Genomic DNA, 19,878 nt, shown 5'->3' with positions numbered 1-19,878 from the left:
TATGTGATATTCGATGCTTTAGGCGTACGAAACCACACACAGCCCCATTCCCCATTCCCCATTCCCCATTCCCCATTCCCCACCAAATATCGACAAAACTGTCGAACTCGTCACCTCTTTGATGATGTCGATCAGCACACTCTGCCCCCTAGACCCCTTATAGTTCAAGGTATTAGCCATCCCCCGCAAGGGGTATAAAACTGGCACAGTACATGCATATAAATAGGGTGAATAAACATTAAATAACGCTTGGATTGCCGAGCGGTATGAATATGAGCCGGGTTCTGTCCCTTCCGGCTGAATAAAATAGGAGCAATGTTGATGAAGAAAGTCATCACGGTCTGCCCTTATTGCGCATCAGGTTGCAAAATTAATCTGGTGGTCGATAACGGTAGAATCATTCGCGCTGAAGGTGCGAATGGCGTGACGAACCAAGGCGAGCTGTGCCTGAAAGGGTATTACGGCTGGGATTTTATCCACGATACTAAAATCCTGACTCCGCGCTTGAAGTCACCAATGATCCGTCGTGAACGCGGTGGAAAACTGGAAAATGTCTCATGGGAAGAAGCCATTGAGTTCGCCAGTTCCCGCTTACTGGCTGTGAAAGAGAAATACGGCCCTGACGCTATCATGACCACCGGTTCTTCCCGCGGTCCTGGTAATGAAGCTAACTATGTGATGCAAAAATTTGCCCGCGCAACCATCGGCACTAACAATGTCGACTGTTGCGCGCGCGTCTGACACGGCCCTTCGGTTGCAGGTCTGCAGCGATCGGTCGGTAACGGCGCCATGAGTAACTCAATCGTCGAGATTGAAGATACTCAATGCATTTTCGTCTTCGGTTATAACGCCGCGGACTCCCACCCTATCGTGGCTCGCCGCATCATCAAGGCGAAAGCGAAAGGGGCTAAAATTATTGTTTGCGACCCGCGTTTCATTGAAACCGCGCGTATCGCTGACATTCATGTTCCGCTGAAAAACGGTTCTAACATTGCACTGCTGAACGCTTTAGCACACGTCATCATCGAAGAAAATCTTCACGATCGTGAGTTCATCGAACAGCATACCGAAGAGTTTGAAACCTTCCGCGATTTGGTGATGCCATACACACCAGAATCGGTTGAAGAGATCACCGGTATCAGTGCTCAGATGATCCGTGAAACAGCCCGCATGTATGCGAAAGCACCAACGGCAACCATTCTGTGGGGCATGGGTGTTACCCAGTTCTATCAGGGTGTCGAAACCGTGCGTACCTTAACCAGTCTGGCATTGCTGACGGGTAATCTGGGTAAAGCACACGTTGGTGTAGGCCCAGTTCGTGGACAAAACAACGTTCAGGGTGCCTGCGACATGGGTGCGCTGCCAAACACTTATCCGGGCTATCAGTATGTGACTGACGAAGCCGCTCGTGAAAAATTCGCCAAAGCTTGGGGGGTTCCGTCCCTGCCAGCGAATATCGGTCACGCGTTGAGCGAAGTTCCACATAATATCGATCACGGCTTGATCAAAGCACACTACGTGATGGGTGAAGATCCGCTGCAAACCGAACCGGATCTGGCCACTATCCGCCGTACTTTTGAAAAGCTGGATATTCTGATTGTGCAGGATATCTTCATGACCAAAACCGCCGCAATTGCAGACGTTGTATTGCCTGCAACCTCTTGGGGTGAGCATGAAGGGGTATACACCGCAGCCGACCGTGGTTTCCAGCGCTTCTACAAAGCGGTAGAGCCTGAAGGTGATGTCAAACGCGACTGGGAGATCATTAGCCTGATGTCCACCGCGATGGGTTACCCGATGCACTACAACAATACGCAGGAAATCTGGGATGAACTGCGCGAACTGTGTCCGATCTACTACGGCGCGACCTACGAAAAAATGGCCGATTTGGCCTACATTCAATGGCCATGCCCAACGCTCGACAGTCCGGGAACGTCATACCTGTACGAAGGCGGTAACTTCGATACACCAAACGGTAAAGGTCAGTTCTATACCTGCGAATGGCGTCCACCGATTGATAAAGTCAGCGACGAGTTCCCAATGGTGCTCGCTACCGTACGTGAAGTAGGCCACTACTCTTGCCGCTCTATGACCGGTAACTGTAAAGCGTTGGCCGCACTGGCCGATGAGCCGGGGTATATCCAAATCAACACCGCAGACGCCGAACGTTTGGGCATCCGCGACCAAGAGCTGGTTTGGGTACGTTCGCGACAGGGTAAAGTCATTACCCGCGCAGCGGTCAGCGATCGTCCAAATAAAGGGGCGGTCTATATGACGTACCAGTGGTGGATCGGTGCCTGTAACGAATTAGTAGCAGAAAACCTGAGTCCGATTACCAAAACGCCGGAGTACAAATACTGTGCCGTCAGCGTTGATGCAATCAAAGATCAGGAAGAAGCCGAACAGTACGTAGTACGTGAGTACGACAACATCAAACGCCGCCTACGCGTAGCCGCTGAAGGATAAGTTTTTCAGCCAAAGTTGGAACCAACGCCCGACATTGCTTAGCTGCAATGTCGGGCGTTTTTTATCATATTCGTTTCTCATTTTAAGAAAGTTAATCATCGCTAACTCAATCACCTAAGCGATCAACATTTTCGATTTATCAAATTAACACGCCGATTATCACCACCAAGATCAACGAGCCACATTCCTAGACCAACGATAATGTGGCACATGGTAATAGCGAAAATGGTTCGACACTTCTGTCGAATCTCCTGTCGAGGTTGAATTTTCACGCTGTTCTTTTCATTCATCTTAAATAAGTGCTAGAAGCAACTCACTAATTTAAAACAAAAAAACACAAACAAAATACAGTTGGCATGATGTGTGCTTGCTAGTACCGATAAGCAATCTGAGCACGGGCAGTTCCGTTCTGCCCCACCAAATATAATGAGAAATCAGGAGTTAATTGATGAACCGGTTCGTCATTGCAGATCCTAAAAAATGTATCGGCTGCCGCACCTGTGAAGTCGCCTGCGTCATGGCTCACCGTGAAGATAGCGAACTTCACAACCTGTCCAAAGACAACTTCACTCCACGCATTCACGTGATTAAAGGGCAAAACGTTAGCACCGCTATCCTGTGTCGCCAGTGTGAAGACGCGCCTTGCGCAAACGTCTGTCCGAACGGTGCTATCTCTCGCCAGAAAGATTTCATCTACGTATCACAAGAAAAATGCATCGGCTGTAAAACCTGCGTGGTGGCTTGCCCATATGGCACGATGGAAGTCGTAACCTCGCCGGTCGTTCGCCAAAATGGTGCTTCCGCTATGATGGTTTCGTCTAAAGCCGAAGCTAACAAATGCGATCTATGCCACACCCGTGAAAATGGCCCCGCTTGCGTAGAAACCTGCCCAACCAACGCGCTGAAACTGATCGATCGCAATGCTATGCAGGATCTGATCAACGAAAAACGCCGCCGTGCCGCACTCGATACCACCATTGATTTCATGTTTTAACTCTTTTCGCTAAGCAGTTTTGGTCCCTATTGATTGACGTCGCAGTGAATTAACTGCGGCTTCAAACTGAAGGACTTGATTAACAACCATTCATTATCCCCGGTTCGGGGTAAGGTCTCGTTATGAATTCACCTATCGTGAATAATCAAATTGTTGTCAATAATCTTGATGTCGTGAACAACAACGTTGCAGTTAACGATGTTGTTGGGAAAAGCAAAGTTGTTACCGTCTGCCCATACTGCGGCGCAGGTTGCAAAATTAACCTGTGTGTTGAAAACGGCAAAATAGTACGCGCAGAGGGCGCCAATGGGGTCACCAATCAGGGCGAACTATGTCTGAAAGGGTATTTCGGTTGGGACTTTCTTAACGACACCAAACTGCTTACGCCACGCTTGAATGAGCCCATGATCCGCCGTGAGAAAGGTGGAAAGTTCGAGGTCGTCTCTTGGGACGAAGCCATTCGTTATACCGCTCAGCGTCTAAAAGAAATCAAACAAAAGTACGGTGCGAAATCGATTATGCATACCGGTTCCTCTCGCGGAACCGGTAACGAAACCAACTATGTCATGCAGAAATTTGCACGTGCGGTAACCGGCAATAACAACGTCGATTGCTGCGCGCGCGTATGCCACGGCCCTTCGGTTGCAGGCCTGCAACAAACGCTGGGTAACGGTGCCATGAGTAACTCCATCAGCGATATTGAAAACTCTCAATGTTTGCTGGTATTTGGCTATAACTGCGCGGATTCTCATCCTATCGTCGCCCGCCGCGTGATCAAAGCCAAAGAAAAAGGCGCCAAAATCATCGTGTGCGACCCACGAAAAATAGAAACCGCACGCATTGCCGATCAGCACCTGCAAATGAAAAACGGAACCAATATGGCTTTGGTTAACGCTTTTGCGCATGTGCTGATTGAAGAAAACCTCTACGATAAAAGCTACGTCGCTAATTTCACCGAGGGTTTCGAGGAGTATCGCAAAATTGTCGCCGACTACAGTCCAGAAGCGGTTGAAAAACTCGTGGGTATTCCTGCCGAAGATATTCGTCAAGCCATGCGCACCTACGCTGCAGCCCCTTCGGCTACCATCATGTGGGGCATGGGCGTGACACAATTTGGTCAGGCCGTTGACGTCGTGAAAGGCTTGTCGGGTCTAGCCTTGCTCACCGGTAACTTAGGCCGTCCTAACGTTGGTGTAGGGCCCGTTCGTGGGCAAAACAACGTGCAAGGCGCCTGCGATATGGGGGTGCTACCCAATGAGTTTCCGGGTTATCAGTCAGTCACCGATCCTGAAATACGCGCCAAATTTGCCAAAGCATGGGGCATCAACGTCGAAGACATGGATCCCGATGTCGGCTATCGGATCACTGAAGTGCCGCATCTGGCGTTAGAAGGTAAGGTAAAAGCCTACTACATCATGGGCGAAGATCCATTACAGACCGAAGCTGATTTAGGCCTAGTTCGCAAGGGCTTCGAGGCTTTGGAATTTGTCGTTGTGCAAGACATCTTCATGACTAAAACAGCCGAGCAAGCCGACGTGATTTTACCCGCCACCAGTTGGGGCGAGCACGGTGGAATCTTTTCCTGCGCCGATCGTGGTTTCCAACGCTTTGGCAAGGCCATCGAAGCGAAAGGGAACGTTAAACGCGACTGGGAAATTATCAGCCTGTTGGCGACCGAGATGGGCTACCCGATGCATTACAACAGCAACGAAGAAATTTGGGATGAATTACGTGAGCTATGCCCACTTTATTACGGTGCTACCTACGAAAAAATAGGTGAAATGGGCCATATACAGTGGCCGTGTCCAACGTTAGATCATCCGGGCACGCCTTACCTATATAAAGATAACCATTTCGATACACCAACCGGTAAGGGTCAGCTATTCGCCACCGCTTGGCGCGCTCCCGCTGAAGTACCCGATACAGACTATCCTTTGGTGCTCTGTACCGTACGCGAAGTCGGTCACTACAGCTGTCGTTCAATGACGGGCAACTGCGTGGCGCTACAGACGCTGGCCGATGAGCCTGGATTTGTTCAGATCCATCCCGAAGATGCGCAGAGAATGGGCATACTCGATCAACAGATTATTTGGGTTGAATCCCGCCGTGGCAAGGTTATCTCTCGCTGTAATTACAACGAACGCATCAACAAAGGCGCGATCTATATGACCTATCAGTGGTGGATTGGCGCTTGTAATGAGCTAACGCAGGATAATTTGGATCCGGTATCAAAAACGCCAGAAACCAAATACTGCGCGGTACGGATTGAGCCAATTATCGATCAGGATTGGGCTGAGACATACGCCTCTCAGACCTATAACGAGATGAAATCGCGGCTTCGCCATCACGTTGAAGATGCAGAGCGCAGGATGGTGCACGCTTAACCATTCTCAATCTGTTTAATATCCCCTCCCCGAATTTGGGGAGGGCATTAGCACTGCACAATGGGAAAGCTATCACTGTATTTATTTAACCCTTTTTGCATGCTCGCTGCCCCACATCAAAGATGTTTATCGCTTAAGTACGGAAAATAGGCTTCTTCGATGTGGCGAAGTTTTGTCATTCCCACGAGTTAGTGTTCAGGAGCCCCTTTGAGTCAACAATCAATCTTGCTGAGAGTGAAAGGCAAAGTCCAAGGTGTTGGCTTTAGACCCTTCGTGTGGCAACTCGCTCAACGCTTAAAACTACAAGGCGAAGTCAGTAATGATGCTCAAGGGGTATTAATCGCGCTGCGTTTACCTGCCGACGTGGCTTATTTTTGTCATCTGTTGCGTCAGGAATGCCCTCCGTTAGCACGTATTGACAGCATCAGTGAACACGAGTGGACTGGCGGCGAACTGCCCGATGAATTCTGCATTGTGGAAAGTGGTAAAGGCAAAATGGACACCCAGATTGTGCCCGATGCGGCTACCTGCCCTGAGTGTTTACGGGAAATGAGCGATCCCGACAATCGCCGTTTTGGCTATCCATTTATCAACTGTACCCACTGCGGCCCACGCTTCACCATTATTCACCGTATGCCCTACGATCGCCCTTTCACCGCCATGGCTAGCTTCCCGCTATGTCCAACCTGTGCTCAAGAGTACCAAAATCCCGCCAACAGGCGTTTTCATGCACAACCGACTGCCTGCGCCGACTGTGGCCCTCATTTGTGGTGCAGTAATAGGGCTGGAGGACAACCATTCACGGGATTGCAGGCGTGGAAAGAACTGATCGACGTATTGCTTAACGGCGGTATTGCCGCCATCAAAGGGATTGGTGGATTCCATCTGACGTGTGATGCCTCCAATCCACAGGCTGTACGATTACTCCGCGAGCGCAAGCGACGCCCTGCAAAACCGTTGGCCGTTATGTTGCCCGATGAACATTGGGTGCGCGCCTTCTGCCGAGAAGAAGTCTCAGCCGATTTACTCACGCTGTTGAAGAGTCCCGCTGCCCCTATTGTTCTGATCCCAAAATCATCGTTAGTGCTTGATGGCATTGCGCCTGGCCTAGACGAAGTCGGCGTAATGCTGCCATCCAATCCTGTGCACCATCTGCTGCTACAAAAGATCGGACGCCCGCTTGTCATGACCTCTGGTAACGCCAATGGTTTACCACCCGCGCTTAGCAACCAACAAGCGCTGCACGAGCTCACCGGCATTGCCGATATTTGGTTACTGCATAATCGCGACATCGTGCAGCGCGCTGACGATTCCGTTATTCGCTGGCACACTAACGGCAGCGAAATGCTGCGCCGTTCACGCGGTTTTGTTCCTGACAGCTTCGATCTGCCAGAGGATTTTCGTCATTTACCCTCGATTGCCGCCGTCGGCGGAGATTTAAAAAATACGTTTTGCCTTCTGAAGGGTAACCGTGCGGTGCTGAGCCAACATCTCGGTGATTTGAGCGACGAGCGCGTACAGCAGCAATTCACCCAAACATGGGAGCTATTGCACCAAATCTATCAGTTTGTACCTGAAGCATTGGCCTGCGATCTGCATCCAGCCTATGCCAGTACTCAGCTCGCTCAACGGTGGGCAGAAAAGGCGGCTTTAACCTGTTTTCCAATTCAGCACCATCATGCCCACCTAGTCGCGTGCATGGCCGAGCACAACATTGCGCTGGATACACCACCGCTCATTGGGCTTGCGCTCGACGGTATCGGCTACGGAACGGATGATTCGCTATGGGGTGGAGAGTGTCTGCGGGTCGATTATCGGCAAATGCAGCGCCTAGGCGGCTTACCTGCCGTTGCGCTGCCCGGCGGAGACTTAGCGGCTCGGCAGCCGTGGCGTAATCTTTTAGCGCAGCTACTACGCTTCGTCCCCCATTGGCAGCAATATCCTGAAGCCCAATTTATTTTGTCGCAGCCATGGCAGATTTTACAGCGAGCGGTCGAGCGTAATCTTAATAGTCCATTGGCTTCCTCTACGGGAAGATTATTTGACGCCGCCGCCGCTGCGCTAAATATTTGTGCAGAAGCCATCAGCTTTGAAGGTGAAGCCGCCTGCCGCTTGGAAGCGTTAGCTCAGCAGGCAAAAAGCAAAAATACGCCCGTATCCCTCCCCTTGGATGAACAACATAACCTCGATATGGCGGCGTTTTGGCAGCAGTGGTTAAGCTGGCAGGCACCTCCAGAAGAGCGAGCCTACGCATTTCATGCGGCACTAGCCCAAGGGCTGGCGGATTTAGTTCGCGTGCATGCCGAGGCTGAAAATTGTCGCACTATCGTGATGTCGGGGGGCGTATTGCATAACCGCTTACTGCGCCAGCTGTTACATCAAAACTTAGCGGATTTCACACTGTTGCTGCCACAGAAATTACCTGCTGGCGATGGCGCCTTAGCGCTTGGACAAGCCGTGATCGCTGCCGTACAGCTATCGGATGCGAGGACGATCGCAAAGACATAAACGTCACGCTACCACGGTGCCGCCAATGCGTTATCTAATGACGGTAATCAAGGTCTCATCGGGTGTATTCGCCGAGGATATGCCCGCCATAAAAAATAAGATCATAATTATGCATGAACTGACTCTATGCCAAAGCGCATTTGACATCATTGAACAGCAGGCTAAAGCCAACAACGTGAAGCGCGTAACGGGCGTGTGGCTGGAGATTGGTGCGCTATCCTGTATTGAAGAGAACGCCGTACATTTTTGTTTTGACATCGTCTGCCGCGGCAGCGTGGCCGAAGGCTGCAAATTACACATCACCACCCAGCCTGCACAGGCATGGTGCTGGGACTGTAGTCAGTCAATCACCGTATCTGCGCATGACGCCGGATGCCCACACTGCCAGAGCCATAATCTGCGCGTGGACAGCGGCGACAGCATGCAAATCAAACAGATCGAAATCGAATAGTTTTCGGGAGAGAATTTATGTGTACTACCTGCGGTTGCGCGGCTGGCGAACAGCGTATTGAAGGCGACGATCATCATCACGATCATGAGCATCACCATGAACACGGGCATACACACCCGCATGGTGGCGAACATCAACATGAGCATCATCATGAACATGCGCACGGCCACCATCATGACCACGAACACCACGGCCATGAACACCACCATGGGCATCACCACCACGCACAAGATGAGCACCCACAGACCGTCGTCGTCCATCACCATTACCACCACACCGGCGACGTGCATCATCATCACTATAATTATGTTTTGGCTTCTGATGCCGAACTGCATCTTCACGATCATCAGCACAAGCATAAAAATAAGAATAAAAACAAAGGTAAACACCAGCACACACACGAAGAAAAATTCGTGCCAGAACAGCAGGACAACGATCTGCACTACGGCAAAGGTGAAGCGGGTAGCCACGCGCCCGGCATGACTCAGCGCCGTATGCTGCAAATCGAACAAGACGTGCTTGGTAAAAATAATCATCTGGCAGAGCACAACCGTGAGCACTTTACCCAACAGCATATTGCTGCGCTAAATTTGGTTTCCAGCCCCGGTTCAGGCAAAACAACGCTGCTAACCGAAACGCTGAAGCGTGTTGCTGATCGATATAGCTGTGCCGTCATTGAAGGCGATCAGCAAACCACCAACGACGCTGAACGCATCCGCGCCACTGGTGTGCCCGCCATTCAGGTGAATACCGGTAAAGGCTGTCATTTAGACGCTCAAATGGTGCACGACGCCATGCATCGTCTGGATCTACCAGACCACAGCCTGCTGTTTATTGAAAACGTCGGAAATCTGGTTTGCCCAGCCAGTTTTGATTTAGGCGAACGCCATAAAGTAGCCGTTCTGTCCGTTACCGAAGGCGAAGATAAGCCGCTGAAGTACCCTCATATGTTTGCAGCCTCTTCCCTGATGATCATCAATAAAATCGACCTGCTACCGTATCTGCATTTTGACGTTGAAGCCTGCATCGCCAACGCTAAACGTGTAAATCCGCAGATCACCGTGATTCAACTTTCTGCCACCAGCGGCGAAGGTATGGACGCTTGGCTAGCTTGGTTGGAGACAAATGTATGTGCTTAGGAATTCCGGGACAGGTGGTTGCCGTTGGCGATGATATTCATCAAATGGCCACGGTCGACGTATGCGGCGTGAAACGCGAAGTCAATATTGCGTTGGTCTGCGAGGGCTCACCGCAAGATATGCTCGGACAGTGGGTATTGGTTCACGTAGGCTTTGCCATGAGCATTCTGGATGAGGCTGAAGCCAAAGATACGCTAGACGCATTAATGGCAATGCAAGAAGTCGAAGAAGACGTTGGCTACTTTCTCCGTAATGGCGAGCCAGCGCCACAGGTCAGTGAAAAGTAAGGTGATATAAGATATGCAGTTCGTTGATGAATTCCGCAATCCTGAACTGGCGAAAAAGCTAGTTCAGCGTATTACCGAACGGGTTCGTTCCTTGCCTTCACACTGCCGACTTCCTTTACAGCTGATGGAAGTTTGCGGCGGGCACACACATGCGATCTTCAAATTCGGGCTGGATCAATTACTTCCGCCAGAGATCGAGTTTGTGCATGGCCCCGGTTGCCCTGTCTGCGTTCTTCCAATGGGACGTATCGACGAATGCGTTGAAATAGCTAACCAACCAGACGTGATTTTCTGCACGTTTGGGGATGCCATGCGCGTACCCGGACGCCATGGCTCGTTGCTAGATGCTAAACGCAAAGGCGCAGATGTTCGTATCGTTTACTCTCCGCTTGATGCACTAACGCTGGCTCAGCAACACCCTGATAAAGAAGTGGTGTTCTTTGGACTTGGTTTTGAAACCACCATGCCAAGCACCGCGGTAACCTTGCAGCAGGCTAAAGCGCTAGGGCTGAAAAACTTTACCGTTTTCTGCCAGCACATCACCATTACTCCAACTCTGCGTAGCTTATTACAGCAGCCTGACGTGCGCATCGACGGCTTCCTCGCGCCGGGTCATGTCAGCATGGTGATAGGGGCTCATCCTTATGAGTTTATCTGTGAAGATTTCCATAAGCCGCTGGTGATTACCGGCTTTGAACCGCTGGATATCCTACAAGCCTTGGATATGCTGGTGGCTCAGATAGCAGAAGAGCGTTGCAGCGTCGAAAATCAATATCGCCGCATCGTTCCCGATCACGGTAATGCTATTGCGCAAAAAGTATTAGATGAAGTCTTTGTAACCAAAGACAGCAGCGAATGGCGAGGCTTGGGAGAAATTGCTCATTCTGGCGTTGGCTTAAGCCCTGCTTATGCTCAATTTGATGCCGAACTGCGCTTTCATCCTCAAGAACAGAAAGTGGCAGACGATCCACGAGCACGCTGTGGTGATGTTCTGACCGGCCGTTGTAAACCCGCCGACTGCCCTCTGTTTGGTGAAGGCTGTAATCCACAAAACGCATTTGGCGCCTTGATGGTTTCATCTGAGGGAGCCTGTGCGGCGTTCTACCAATATCGTCGTGGGCTTGAATAAAAAGGTACGAATAATGAGTGAATGGTCTAAAGATGATGTGATCACAATGGCGCACGGCAGCGGTGGTCGCGCCATGCAACAACTACTGGATACGCTGTTTCTACCGTTGTTTAGCAATCCCGCTTTAGATGAACGTGAAGATCAGGCTCGCCTGCCGCTGAGCATTTTTAATCAGCACGGCGATCGTCTAGCTTTCACGACCGATAGCTACGTTATCGATCCGGTCTTTTTCCCCGGCGGCGACATCGGCAAATTAGCCGTATGTGGCACTGCAAACGATTTAGCGGTGAGCGGTGCTCAGCCCAAATACCTCTCCTGTGGCTTTATCCTTGAGGAAGGATTGCCGTTGCAGGATTTGGAAAAGATCGTGCGCAGCATGGCTGCAACCGCTAAAGCCGCCAATATTCAGATCGTCACCGGCGATACTAAGGTTGTGCAGCGCGGTGCAGCAGATAAAATCTTTATCAACACCGCAGGTATCGGTGCGATCCCTAATGATATCCATTGGGGAGCCTCTGAAATTCAACCGGGTGACAAACTGATCGTCAGCGGCACCTTGGGCGATCACGGCGCAACGATCCTAAATTTGCGCGAGCAACTCGGGCTTGAAGCCGAATTGATCAGCGATTGCGCTGTCCTCGCTCCATTGATTGCGCCTTTACGCAATATTCCAGGTGTACGCGCTTTGAGAGATGCTACACGCGGTGGAGTTACTGCCATTATGCATGAGTTCGCCAACGCCAGCGGATGCGGTATTGATGTGATTGAGCAGTCACTGCCGGTAAAAAATGCCGTGCGAGGCATTTGCGAATTATTAGGTCTAGAACCGCTGAACTTCGCCAATGAAGGGAAATTGGTTATCGCCGTATCGCCTGAAGCTGAACAAGCGGTACTGGATAGCTTGCATGCACACCCACTCGGCGTAGATGCGGCTACCATTGGTGAAGTTACCGAAGGCAAACAGGTGCGTTTAACGGGAATGTATGGCACTTCACGCCTGCTAGATTTACCGCATAGCGAGCCGTTACCAAGGATTTGCTAAGAAACATATTTATCCACTTCTGGCCGCCATTATGGAGCCAGAAGTGGATAGGCAAACTAGTGCGCCCCTAATTTACCCACCAACAACTCCCGCACAGGCTGGTTGGTATTCATCGCCTGATACAAAGTCTCGTACAGGTCGTGAATTTTATCCAGATAGTGCTCTAGCACAGCATCCATAGAGCGATTGTTGACAGTACCGTCAATCAGGCCATTCTCATCGATTGTCGAATGACTGATTTCAACAAAATGATCTTCACCCTGTTCATCGTTCATACGCAGGCCATACTGAATTTTTTTGCTGTAGAACTCATCTGCCAGCTTCACTTCAACCATAAAGTGATCAAACACGGTGAAGTTAACGCTATCGCCATCCCCGCAGCTGAACTCATGAAAAATCTTCAGTTTTGAAGAGGTCGCGGCTTTGATCAGGCTGCTTTTGTACAGAGCCCATTGCGCCATTAATTTTTCATTTTTGTCATGGATATAAAGCGACTTTTCGGTTAATTCGCTGACCTTCATGCTTCTTTGCCTCGCTCCACATTGTGGGTTGGAGTTTGTTACTCAGGGCTTCGCCCCATTGATAGATTTGACGCTCAATCAGGCCGTAATCCAGCAGCGTTGAACGTTTCAACCCATACAAAGCATAATCCGTGCCAAAAAGAAAAATGAACAATTAATTGATATTATTCAATTGGTTAGCTTGGATATTTTATTAAGAAGGCGTAAAAAATGTGATGATGAAACGAGGAATGATGACGCTTCGACATTTATGTCGAAGAAAATGTCACGGGCGAAAAAAGCCAATTTTCGCCCGAGTCATAAGAGATAAATCAGTCTTTAGCAGAAATGCCTAGACGCTGCATACGGGAAATCAGTGTCGTGCGTTTCAATCCTAGGCGAGCCGCAGCACCGCGTGGTCCAGCCACAATACCGTTAGTTTCACGCAGAGCATTGAGAATACGTTCGCGTTCGCTAAGTTCGCCGTCTTGTTCATGCGGTACTTTTTCGGCAGGCTTAGACGCCTTTGGCATCGTCCATGTCGAGGAAGAAGACGGCATTTCGCTCGCAGGCTTGTTCACCAACGGAGGGGAAAGGTGATATTGCAGTTCGTTAAGCTGTAAATTCAGCACTGGGCCACGCGTCAAAATGACTGCGCGTTCAATGATGTTCTCCAATTCACGAATATTCCCCGGCCATGGCAAATCACACAGCATGCGGATGGTTTCCGTTGGAATGCTATCAATGGTACGGTTCATCCGTTTGGCAATTTTGCGCGTAAAGAATTTAACCAGTAACGGAATATCTTCCGGGCGTTCTCGCAGCGGCGGGATCACGATAGGGAAAACATTTAGGCGATAGTAGAGATCGCTACGGTATTCACGGTCCAGAACCATCTGCTTTAAATCACGATTGGTGGCCGCAATCAGGCGCACATCGACTGGGATAACTTTATTCCCCCCCAGACGTTCAATTTCGCGCTCTTGCAGTACTCGCAACAGTTTAGGCTGTAGCTCGAGAGGGATATCTCCCACTTCATCCAAAAACAGTGAGCTCTTGTTTGCTAGCTCAAAACGCCCCATTCTCTGCGACGTTGCTCCGGTATAAGCCCCTTTTTCATGACCGAACAGATCGCTTTCAATCAGCCCGCTTGGAATAGCCGCACAGTTCATCTTCACCATGCGTTTTTGGTTACGGGAGCTCAGGTTATGAATGGCTTGCGCTATCAGCTCTTTACCTGTTCCGGTTTCTCCCAGAATCAAGACGCTACAATCACTAGAAGCGACCATTTCGACCTGCTCTAGCACGCTTTTGATGGCGGCGCTTTGCCCCACAATCTCACCAAAATCACTATCTTGGCGAATTTGCTCGGTCAAATAACGGTTCTCATGAACCAAACTATCCTTCAGGCGAGAAATTTCACCATAGGCCAGCGCGTTGTCCACCGCGATAGCGATACGAGCCGCTATTTGGCGTAGCAGTTTAAGGTTGTTATCGCTGAAGATGGCCGGCTGACATTGAGCTAGTTTGAGCACGCCCAACACTTTGTTGCCGAAGACCAGCGGAAGCTGACAAATCGTCTGATGACCAAACTCTAACATCTGCGCTAACTGACGATCTTGTGGCGCCAAACGTGTGGAGTCCTGCAAATCCATCAACAGCATCTCTTCACTTTGCACCACCTGCTGAGCAAGAGAACCTTCCAGCGGTAAGTACTTTTGCTCGCGCAGCACCGGCTTTCCACTTTGATAACAGGCCACATAGGCTTTGAAGCGATCTTCCTGTTCATCAAAAATAGATAGGCCGATGTAATCAATACCAAAGAAACGATGGATCTCTTTGGAGACCTCAGCGGCCAGAGCGTCTAGCTCTAGCTTAGAGGTCACGGCATTGGTTACGTCGACTAAAATACGGTAGTGATCGCGCTCGCGGCGGAGGCTCTCTTCTTCAAGCTGAACATGTTCGCGCTCGAGAATATTCTCGAGTACGCTGGCAACCACATCAGCCAACGGCAGCGCCAATGCCAACTCGCTCTCACTAAACTGTTGATTGCCGTGTTTAATAAATTCAATGCCGCCTAGTCTTTGGCGTGGTGTCGTCAGCGGTAGCTGATAATAAACATTAAGAGATCGATACTGCGCTAATTCTGAAACCTGTGGGAACTGCTGAATAAACTGCTCGCGCTGACAGCAAATAGGTTGCTGATCCGCCCACACTTTTCCCCCCGGTCCTTCCGCCAATAAAACATCATTGGAACACTGCATCTGTTTGCTTTCAGGCTCATAGCCATAATGCGTTATACGGTTATGCAGAGGATCAAGGCGCAAGATATTAACGCGATCAAAACGAATAACGGAAAATGACAAGCCGTGGAGAGCCTGCATCAGCTCAGAGAGGGTTCGCTGAGCAAGCAGCGTTTGTGTGGCCTGATGCAGCATATCCTGCCAGACCGGATTCATTCTGGTCGAAGACTGTATTTTGACGGTATTCATAACTGAAGATGATGCGCGTGAAATGATTAGGTCGGTTATTTTACGGGAAAGAAAACCTGAATAGATATGATCTGAATGCTTAAATATGACAATTATTGCCATGGTAATGGTGGCAAATAATAACCATTATTCTTTGAACATGTGCGTCAACAATTCGCTAACGCACATGAAACCATAAATAACTATATTTGGTAAAATTATACCATCTCTAGCGCCAATAATTCTTCAATCGTCTGACGACGGCGAATTAAACGCGACTCACCGTTTTCAAACAACACCTCTGGTAACAACGGGCGGCTGTTGTAGTTCGACGACATCGACGCACCATATGCACCGGTATCATGGAAAACCAGATAATCGCCTACCTGTGCAGCCGGTATTGAACGAGTTTCAACTTCCCCGCCCGCTTTTTGCGTAAACACATCACCCGATTCACAGAGCGGCCCACCAATCACAGACTCAACCTGCGGCTGATCAGTCACGTCTCGCCCATCCGCAGGCAAGAGAGAAATGTGATGATAGCTGCCATACATTGCAGGGCGCATGAGATCGTTAAAACCCGCATCAACCAAAACAAAATGGCGGCTACCCATATTTTTCACCGCGCGAACCTGCGCCACCAACACACCTGACTCAGCAACCAAGTAGCGACCCGGCTCAATTTCCAGATGCACAGGATGACCTAAATGACGAGCAATACGTTCGCGCGCGTCGTTCCATAAGCCATAGTAGTGAGAAACGTTAATCGACTCGTCCCCCTGCTGATAAGGGATCGATAAGCCGCCGCCCGCCGAGATCGCCTGAATATCATGATCTAACTCGATCACCTGACGTACCATCGTGTCGCAAACCTGCGCGAGATGCTGATAGTCCACACCTGAACCAATGTGCATATGCAAACCAATCAGTTCTAGATCGTATTGTTTGATTAATGCCAGCGCCTGCGGCAGTTCTTCAAACCAGATACCATGCTTGCTGTTCTCGCCTCCGGTGTTTGTTTTCTGGCTGTGGCCATGACCAAACCCTGGGTTCACACGCAGCCAGACCGGATGCCCTTTCGAACGTTCACCCAATTGTTTAAGCATATCGGCTGAGCCAGCATTAACGGGAATATTCAGTTCAACCACACGAGCAATCGTCGCTTCATCAAGTACATCAGCGGTAAACACGATTTGGCTTGGCGAGCCTCCAGGTTGAAAACCCGCCAGCAGTGCACGTTCTATTTCCCCTAAAGAAACGGAATCCACCTTCACGCCTTGCTGGTGCATTAACCGCAAAATATGAATGTTCGAGCAGGCCTTTTGCGCAAAACGAATCACATCAAATTCGCGCAGTTTTTCAATTTGCTGTTTAATGATCTCACCGTCATAAACCCATACAGGGCAACCAAACCGTGACGGTAGCGTAATGAGATTATCGGCATTCAGCGCAGTAGTGCGATCGTTTAGCGAACGTGGCATGGCATCCTCTCGGCGGTCAGTCTATTTTTGTGGTTATTTGATGTTGTGCTTTGATTATTGCCACTGAGTGTGCCTTTAATAAAATATCTATTTAGGACAAGTCTATTCATTTATGATATGGCTTTATCTCGCTTGGAGTTCGTCGACCATGTCTGCTATTTCTTTGCGTCAGATCGAAATCTTTCATGCGGTAATGACGACAGGCAATTTGACCGAAGCCGCGGCATTGCTAAATACGTCACAACCCACGGTCAGCCGTGAGTTAGCTCGATTTGAAAAACTGCTGCAGATGTCTCTATTTGACCGAGTCCGTGGGCGACTGAGACCGACCGCACAGGGGCTACAACTCTTTGAGGAAGTACAACGTTCATACTATGGCATTGAGCGCATCGTTGACGCTGCAACTCACATTCGACAATTCCAGCAGGCTCAGCTTTCTATTGCTTGTCTGCCCGCGTTCTCGCAGTCTCTATTGCCCAATGTCTGCCGTACATTTTTGGGCGAGTACCAAGACGTAAGCCTAAATGTGATTCCACAAGAGTCTCCTTTATTAGAAGAGTGGCTATCCGCACAGCGCTACGATCTTGGATTAACAGAGAACACTTATACGCCACCAGGCACTGAACGTCGGACACTGGCAACCTTAAACGAGATTTGCGTACTACCGAGCAATCATCCACTGCTCAGTAAAGAACGGCTGACACCGCAAGACTTTGAGGAACAACGTTATATCAGCCTGTCGCCTAACGATGCCTATCGCCAAACGCTAGACGCACTCTTTCATCGCGAGCAGGTTAGTCGCCAGATGGTGGTAGAAACCCACAGCGCCGCATCTATTTGTGCAATGGTGTGCCAAGGCGTTGGCGTTTCGATTGTCAATCCGCTCACCGCGCTGGATTTCGTAGGGTGTGGCGTAGAAATCCGGCCCTTTAGCGTTGACGTCCCCTTTACCGTAAGTCTGATAGTACCGAAGCATCGCCCTTCTTCGGCTCTGGTTGAAGCCTTTATTGCTCATCTGGAAGGCTACATTTCCGAGGTCTATCTACGCCTTAAAGGGTCTTTACCCCCATTCTAAGAATCGTCGGTTTTATCTGAGCATCCTCCAACATTGTCTATACTGAAAAGAACTATGACACCGATTTCATCAGACAATAAGGAGCAAAAATGGCAGGTAAACCGCCCTATCCAAGACATGCAGAGATCGTTGAAATCCGTAAAGGTACACAGGGAGCAACTGAAATTTGGTATGAGCTGCGGGCAGATCATCCTCGTCCCAATACATTAATCAGCGAGCATCCAACACATCAAGAAGCACTGGACGCAAAAACACGCTATGAAGATGAAAAGAAAGAATAATGTAGCTTTACTAAGCACTAAAACAAAAACTCAGCCTAGGCTGAGTTTTTGTTTGTCTACCGCTAACGACATCTAAACGATAGCGTTATTTAGTTAGCGCTATGATACCCAACGTCAGACCTGCAACCGCCGCTGCACCACCAGCAATAGCCCCTGCCGTCTCCCAATTATCCTGAGTCGTGCCTTTCATACAGGTATTGGTATGTACTAGTCGCCCTTCAGAATCATAGCTCGGCACACAAGGCGATTCTGTTGCACAACCCGCTAACAGCGTTGAAAACAGCACGATAGCAATTAACTTTTTCATGGTACACCTCAAGAGGCTCAAGCCTTAAGCAACATGCTTCAGGTGCAACTCTAGCACTCTACGCACGATGAGAGAGTAATGAATAGTTGCAAAGTATTTGGATTGTAAAGAGTGTGATGCCGTAATTGACTCTGACGATCAGATGCATGTTGGCCCCAACGCCCATTTAGCGGCCAAATAACAAGATATAATCAATCCAGAGAAAAGTCTTAAGCAAATAAGTTAACCCTCAACCAAAAGCATTACCTTACTCCAGCACGCCATCAAAACCTGCCAAGAATTTATACCTTATATATTTTCCTAGAGCCAAATTATTAAAGCATTAAGAATAAACCTCATAAGTTTAAGGTTTATATAATATCAACATGTTGCATTTTTGTAATTTAAATTATTTAAAAATAAAACCATAAGGAATTATCCTAATTCATGATGGGATTAACTAGGAACATTCCAAATAAATCCAGATATCAGGACTTTTATTCCAACAGTGGCACAAGCATTGTTAACAAACGATCTGAACCTCTAAGGATAAAATAACAATTAGAAAAATATACCGAATTCTTTTTATTGATTAGCAAAGCCTTTTATGTATAAACAAAATAATTGTAATATTGATTTGTTAAATGGATTTATGAAATATCTTTCATTTAATAAAAATCGACATTTAAAACCACTGAATAAAATAGAGTAGCAAGTACATAAATTTTCAACATGTGCTGTTACTTATTGATAGCAATACGCTAAATCTCTAGGAATATACAATATGCAAACGAATAAACTGGTAATTATTGCAGCTTTAGCTGCTGGCATGACGTCTATGACTGCATTCGCGGCTTACACGGGTTCTCCAACTACAGGTGAAATTCAATTCCAGGGCGAACTGGTTAACTCTGCCTGTGGTTTAGCGCCATCATCTAGCCCAGTGGTTGTTGATTTTGGTCAGATCCCAACTTCTGCTTTAGCTAATGGCCAGCAAGCTGGCAATATTCAGAAGAATATTGAATTGCAGGACTGCGATACTACTGTGGCAAAAACTGCGACTGTTACCTATAACCCAAATACCATTAATACAGCCGATAATACCTTAGCTGCCTTCACTTCTGGCACTGCTTCAGGCGCAGGTATCGGTCTGAAAGACAACGCAAGTAACAACGTGGTTTGGGGCCAAAAAATGACGCCAGTTCAGTTGGTTAACGGCACTAACAAGATCCCATTTGTCGCTTATCTGAAAGCTGACAATGCATCAGGTGCTGTGACTCCAGGTGCATTCCAATCTACCGTTAACTTCCAGATTGATTATCAATAAATCAGCCGTACAACGCGGGAGCATTCCCGCGTTTATTTTCACCCTTGGATAGAACAT

General features: G+C 48.9%; 16 protein-coding genes. 12 read left to right on the top strand and 4 right to left on the bottom strand.

Annotated elements, in window-relative coordinates:
• Positions 1 to 321: 321 nt before the first annotated feature.
• The 9 genes from fdhF (HMPREF3091_RS18550) to hypE all read left to right on the top strand — a co-directional run bounded on the left by fdhF (HMPREF3091_RS18550) (position 322) and on the right by hypE (position 12,400).
• Entirely contained in the window at positions 322 to 2,466 is a 2,145-nt protein-coding gene (gene fdhF, locus HMPREF3091_RS18550; RefSeq protein WP_083321466.1) for a formate dehydrogenase subunit alpha, read from the top strand.
• Positions 2,467 to 2,914: 448 nt separating this feature from the next.
• A complete protein-coding gene (hydN, locus tag HMPREF3091_RS18545) occupies positions 2,915 to 3,460 on the top strand; it encodes an electron transport protein HydN (protein WP_008815112.1) in 546 nt (181 codons plus the stop codon).
• A 122-nt stretch (positions 3,461 to 3,582) separates the two neighbouring features.
• Positions 3,583 to 5,844: a formate dehydrogenase subunit alpha gene (gene fdhF / locus HMPREF3091_RS18540; RefSeq protein WP_083321465.1), complete on the top strand. Its 2,262-nt coding sequence runs from the start codon at positions 3,583 to 3,585 to the stop codon at positions 5,842 to 5,844.
• A gap of 207 nt (positions 5,845 to 6,051) precedes the next feature.
• A complete protein-coding gene (hypF, locus tag HMPREF3091_RS18535; RefSeq protein WP_070717891.1) occupies positions 6,052 to 8,352 on the top strand; it encodes a carbamoyltransferase HypF in 2,301 nt (766 codons plus the stop codon).
• 109 nt (positions 8,353 to 8,461) lie between these two features.
• Positions 8,462 to 8,803: a hydrogenase maturation nickel metallochaperone HypA gene (gene hypA, locus HMPREF3091_RS18530; protein WP_070717902.1), complete on the top strand. Its 342-nt coding sequence runs from the start codon at positions 8,462 to 8,464 to the stop codon at positions 8,801 to 8,803.
• 17 nt (positions 8,804 to 8,820) lie between these two features.
• Positions 8,821 to 9,942, top strand: a complete 1,122-nt coding sequence (gene hypB / locus HMPREF3091_RS18525; protein ID WP_035503519.1) for a hydrogenase nickel incorporation protein HypB — start codon at positions 8,821 to 8,823, stop codon at positions 9,940 to 9,942.
• Positions 9,933 to 10,229: a hydrogenase maturation factor HybG gene (gene hybG, locus HMPREF3091_RS18520; RefSeq protein ID WP_004093282.1), complete on the top strand. Its 297-nt coding sequence runs from the start codon at positions 9,933 to 9,935 to the stop codon at positions 10,227 to 10,229. The genes hypB and hybG overlap by 10 nt, the downstream gene beginning before the upstream one ends.
• A 13-nt stretch (positions 10,230 to 10,242) precedes the next feature.
• Entirely contained in the window at positions 10,243 to 11,358 is a 1,116-nt protein-coding gene (hypD, locus tag HMPREF3091_RS18515; RefSeq protein WP_070717888.1) for a hydrogenase formation protein HypD, read from the top strand.
• A 13-nt stretch (positions 11,359 to 11,371) separates the two neighbouring features.
• Positions 11,372 to 12,400 carry a hydrogenase expression/formation protein HypE gene (gene hypE / locus HMPREF3091_RS18510; RefSeq protein ID WP_070717887.1) on the top strand — a complete coding sequence of 343 codons (1,029 nt, stop codon included), beginning with the start codon at positions 11,372 to 11,374 and terminating at the stop codon, positions 12,398 to 12,400.
• A 56-nt stretch (positions 12,401 to 12,456) separates the two neighbouring features.
• On the opposite strand, the gene hycA is transcribed toward hypE, so the two are convergent.
• From hycA to lysA, 3 genes are all read right to left on the bottom strand, one after another.
• Positions 12,457 to 12,921, bottom strand: coding sequence for a formate hydrogenlyase regulator HycA (gene hycA, locus HMPREF3091_RS18505; RefSeq protein WP_004093272.1), 465 nt, complete (start codon positions 12,919 to 12,921; stop codon positions 12,457 to 12,459).
• Between the two features lie 311 nt (positions 12,922 to 13,232).
• Entirely contained in the window at positions 13,233 to 15,392 is a 2,160-nt protein-coding gene (flhA, locus tag HMPREF3091_RS18500) for a formate hydrogenlyase transcriptional activator FlhA (RefSeq protein WP_070717899.1), read from the bottom strand.
• A 197-nt stretch (positions 15,393 to 15,589) separates the two neighbouring features.
• The gene (lysA, locus tag HMPREF3091_RS18495; protein WP_070717884.1) at positions 15,590 to 16,852 is read right to left on the bottom strand and encodes a diaminopimelate decarboxylase; all 1,263 of its coding nucleotides are present in this window, start codon (positions 16,850 to 16,852) and stop codon (positions 15,590 to 15,592) included.
• A gap of 148 nt (positions 16,853 to 17,000) precedes the next feature.
• On the opposite strand from lysA, the gene HMPREF3091_RS18490 reads away from it, so the two are divergent.
• Positions 17,001 to 17,927, top strand: coding sequence for a LysR family transcriptional regulator (locus HMPREF3091_RS18490; protein ID WP_070717881.1), 927 nt, complete (start codon positions 17,001 to 17,003; stop codon positions 17,925 to 17,927).
• A gap of 89 nt (positions 17,928 to 18,016) precedes the next feature.
• Positions 18,017 to 18,208, top strand: a complete 192-nt coding sequence (locus tag HMPREF3091_RS18485; protein WP_004093260.1) for a hypothetical protein — start codon at positions 18,017 to 18,019, stop codon at positions 18,206 to 18,208.
• Positions 18,209 to 18,293: 85 nt separating this feature from the next.
• On the opposite strand, the gene HMPREF3091_RS18480 is transcribed toward HMPREF3091_RS18485, so the two are convergent.
• A complete protein-coding gene (locus tag HMPREF3091_RS18480; RefSeq protein ID WP_004093259.1) occupies positions 18,294 to 18,515 on the bottom strand; it encodes a putative periplasmic lipoprotein in 222 nt (73 codons plus the stop codon).
• 763 nt (positions 18,516 to 19,278) lie between these two features.
• Between HMPREF3091_RS18480 and HMPREF3091_RS18475 the strand changes: the two genes are divergently transcribed.
• The gene (locus HMPREF3091_RS18475; protein ID WP_004093258.1) at positions 19,279 to 19,821 is read left to right on the top strand and encodes a fimbrial protein; all 543 of its coding nucleotides are present in this window, start codon (positions 19,279 to 19,281) and stop codon (positions 19,819 to 19,821) included.
• Positions 19,822 to 19,878 lie beyond the last annotated feature (57 nt).

The organism is Hafnia sp. HMSC23F03 (genome assembly GCF_001816025.1).
Lineage (GTDB): Bacteria > Pseudomonadota > Gammaproteobacteria > Enterobacterales > Enterobacteriaceae > Hafnia > Hafnia paralvei.
This window is presented reverse-complemented; position numbering and strand designations above follow the sequence as displayed.

What these genes read in the sequence shown, in the direction of transcription:
- hydN (WP_008815112.1), top strand. Translation starts at nt 2,915, where the DNA reads ATGAACCGGTTCGTCATTGCAGATCCTAAAAAATGTATCGGCTGCCGC.
- fdhF (WP_083321465.1), top strand. Translation starts at nt 3,583, where the DNA reads ATGAATTCACCTATCGTGAATAATCAAATTGTTGTCAATAATCTTGAT.
- hypA (WP_070717902.1), top strand. Translation starts at nt 8,462, where the DNA reads ATGCATGAACTGACTCTATGCCAAAGCGCATTTGACATCATTGAACAG.
- hypB (WP_035503519.1), top strand. Translation starts at nt 8,821, where the DNA reads ATGTGTACTACCTGCGGTTGCGCGGCTGGCGAACAGCGTATTGAAGGC.
- hybG (WP_004093282.1), top strand. Translation starts at nt 9,933, where the DNA reads ATGTGCTTAGGAATTCCGGGACAGGTGGTTGCCGTTGGCGATGATATT.
- hypD (WP_070717888.1), top strand. Translation starts at nt 10,243, where the DNA reads ATGCAGTTCGTTGATGAATTCCGCAATCCTGAACTGGCGAAAAAGCTA.
- hypE (WP_070717887.1), top strand. Translation starts at nt 11,372, where the DNA reads ATGAGTGAATGGTCTAAAGATGATGTGATCACAATGGCGCACGGCAGC.
- hycA (WP_004093272.1), bottom strand. Translation starts at nt 12,921, where the DNA reads ATGAAGGTCAGCGAATTAACCGAAAAGTCGCTTTATATCCATGACAAA.
- flhA (WP_070717899.1), bottom strand. Translation starts at nt 15,392, where the DNA reads ATGAATACCGTCAAAATACAGTCTTCGACCAGAATGAATCCGGTCTGG.
- lysA (WP_070717884.1), bottom strand. Translation starts at nt 16,852, where the DNA reads ATGCCACGTTCGCTAAACGATCGCACTACTGCGCTGAATGCCGATAAT.
- HMPREF3091_RS18490 (WP_070717881.1), top strand. Translation starts at nt 17,001, where the DNA reads ATGTCTGCTATTTCTTTGCGTCAGATCGAAATCTTTCATGCGGTAATG.
- HMPREF3091_RS18485 (WP_004093260.1), top strand. Translation starts at nt 18,017, where the DNA reads ATGGCAGGTAAACCGCCCTATCCAAGACATGCAGAGATCGTTGAAATC.
- HMPREF3091_RS18480 (WP_004093259.1), bottom strand. Translation starts at nt 18,515, where the DNA reads ATGAAAAAGTTAATTGCTATCGTGCTGTTTTCAACGCTGTTAGCGGGT.
- HMPREF3091_RS18475 (WP_004093258.1), top strand. Translation starts at nt 19,279, where the DNA reads ATGCAAACGAATAAACTGGTAATTATTGCAGCTTTAGCTGCTGGCATG.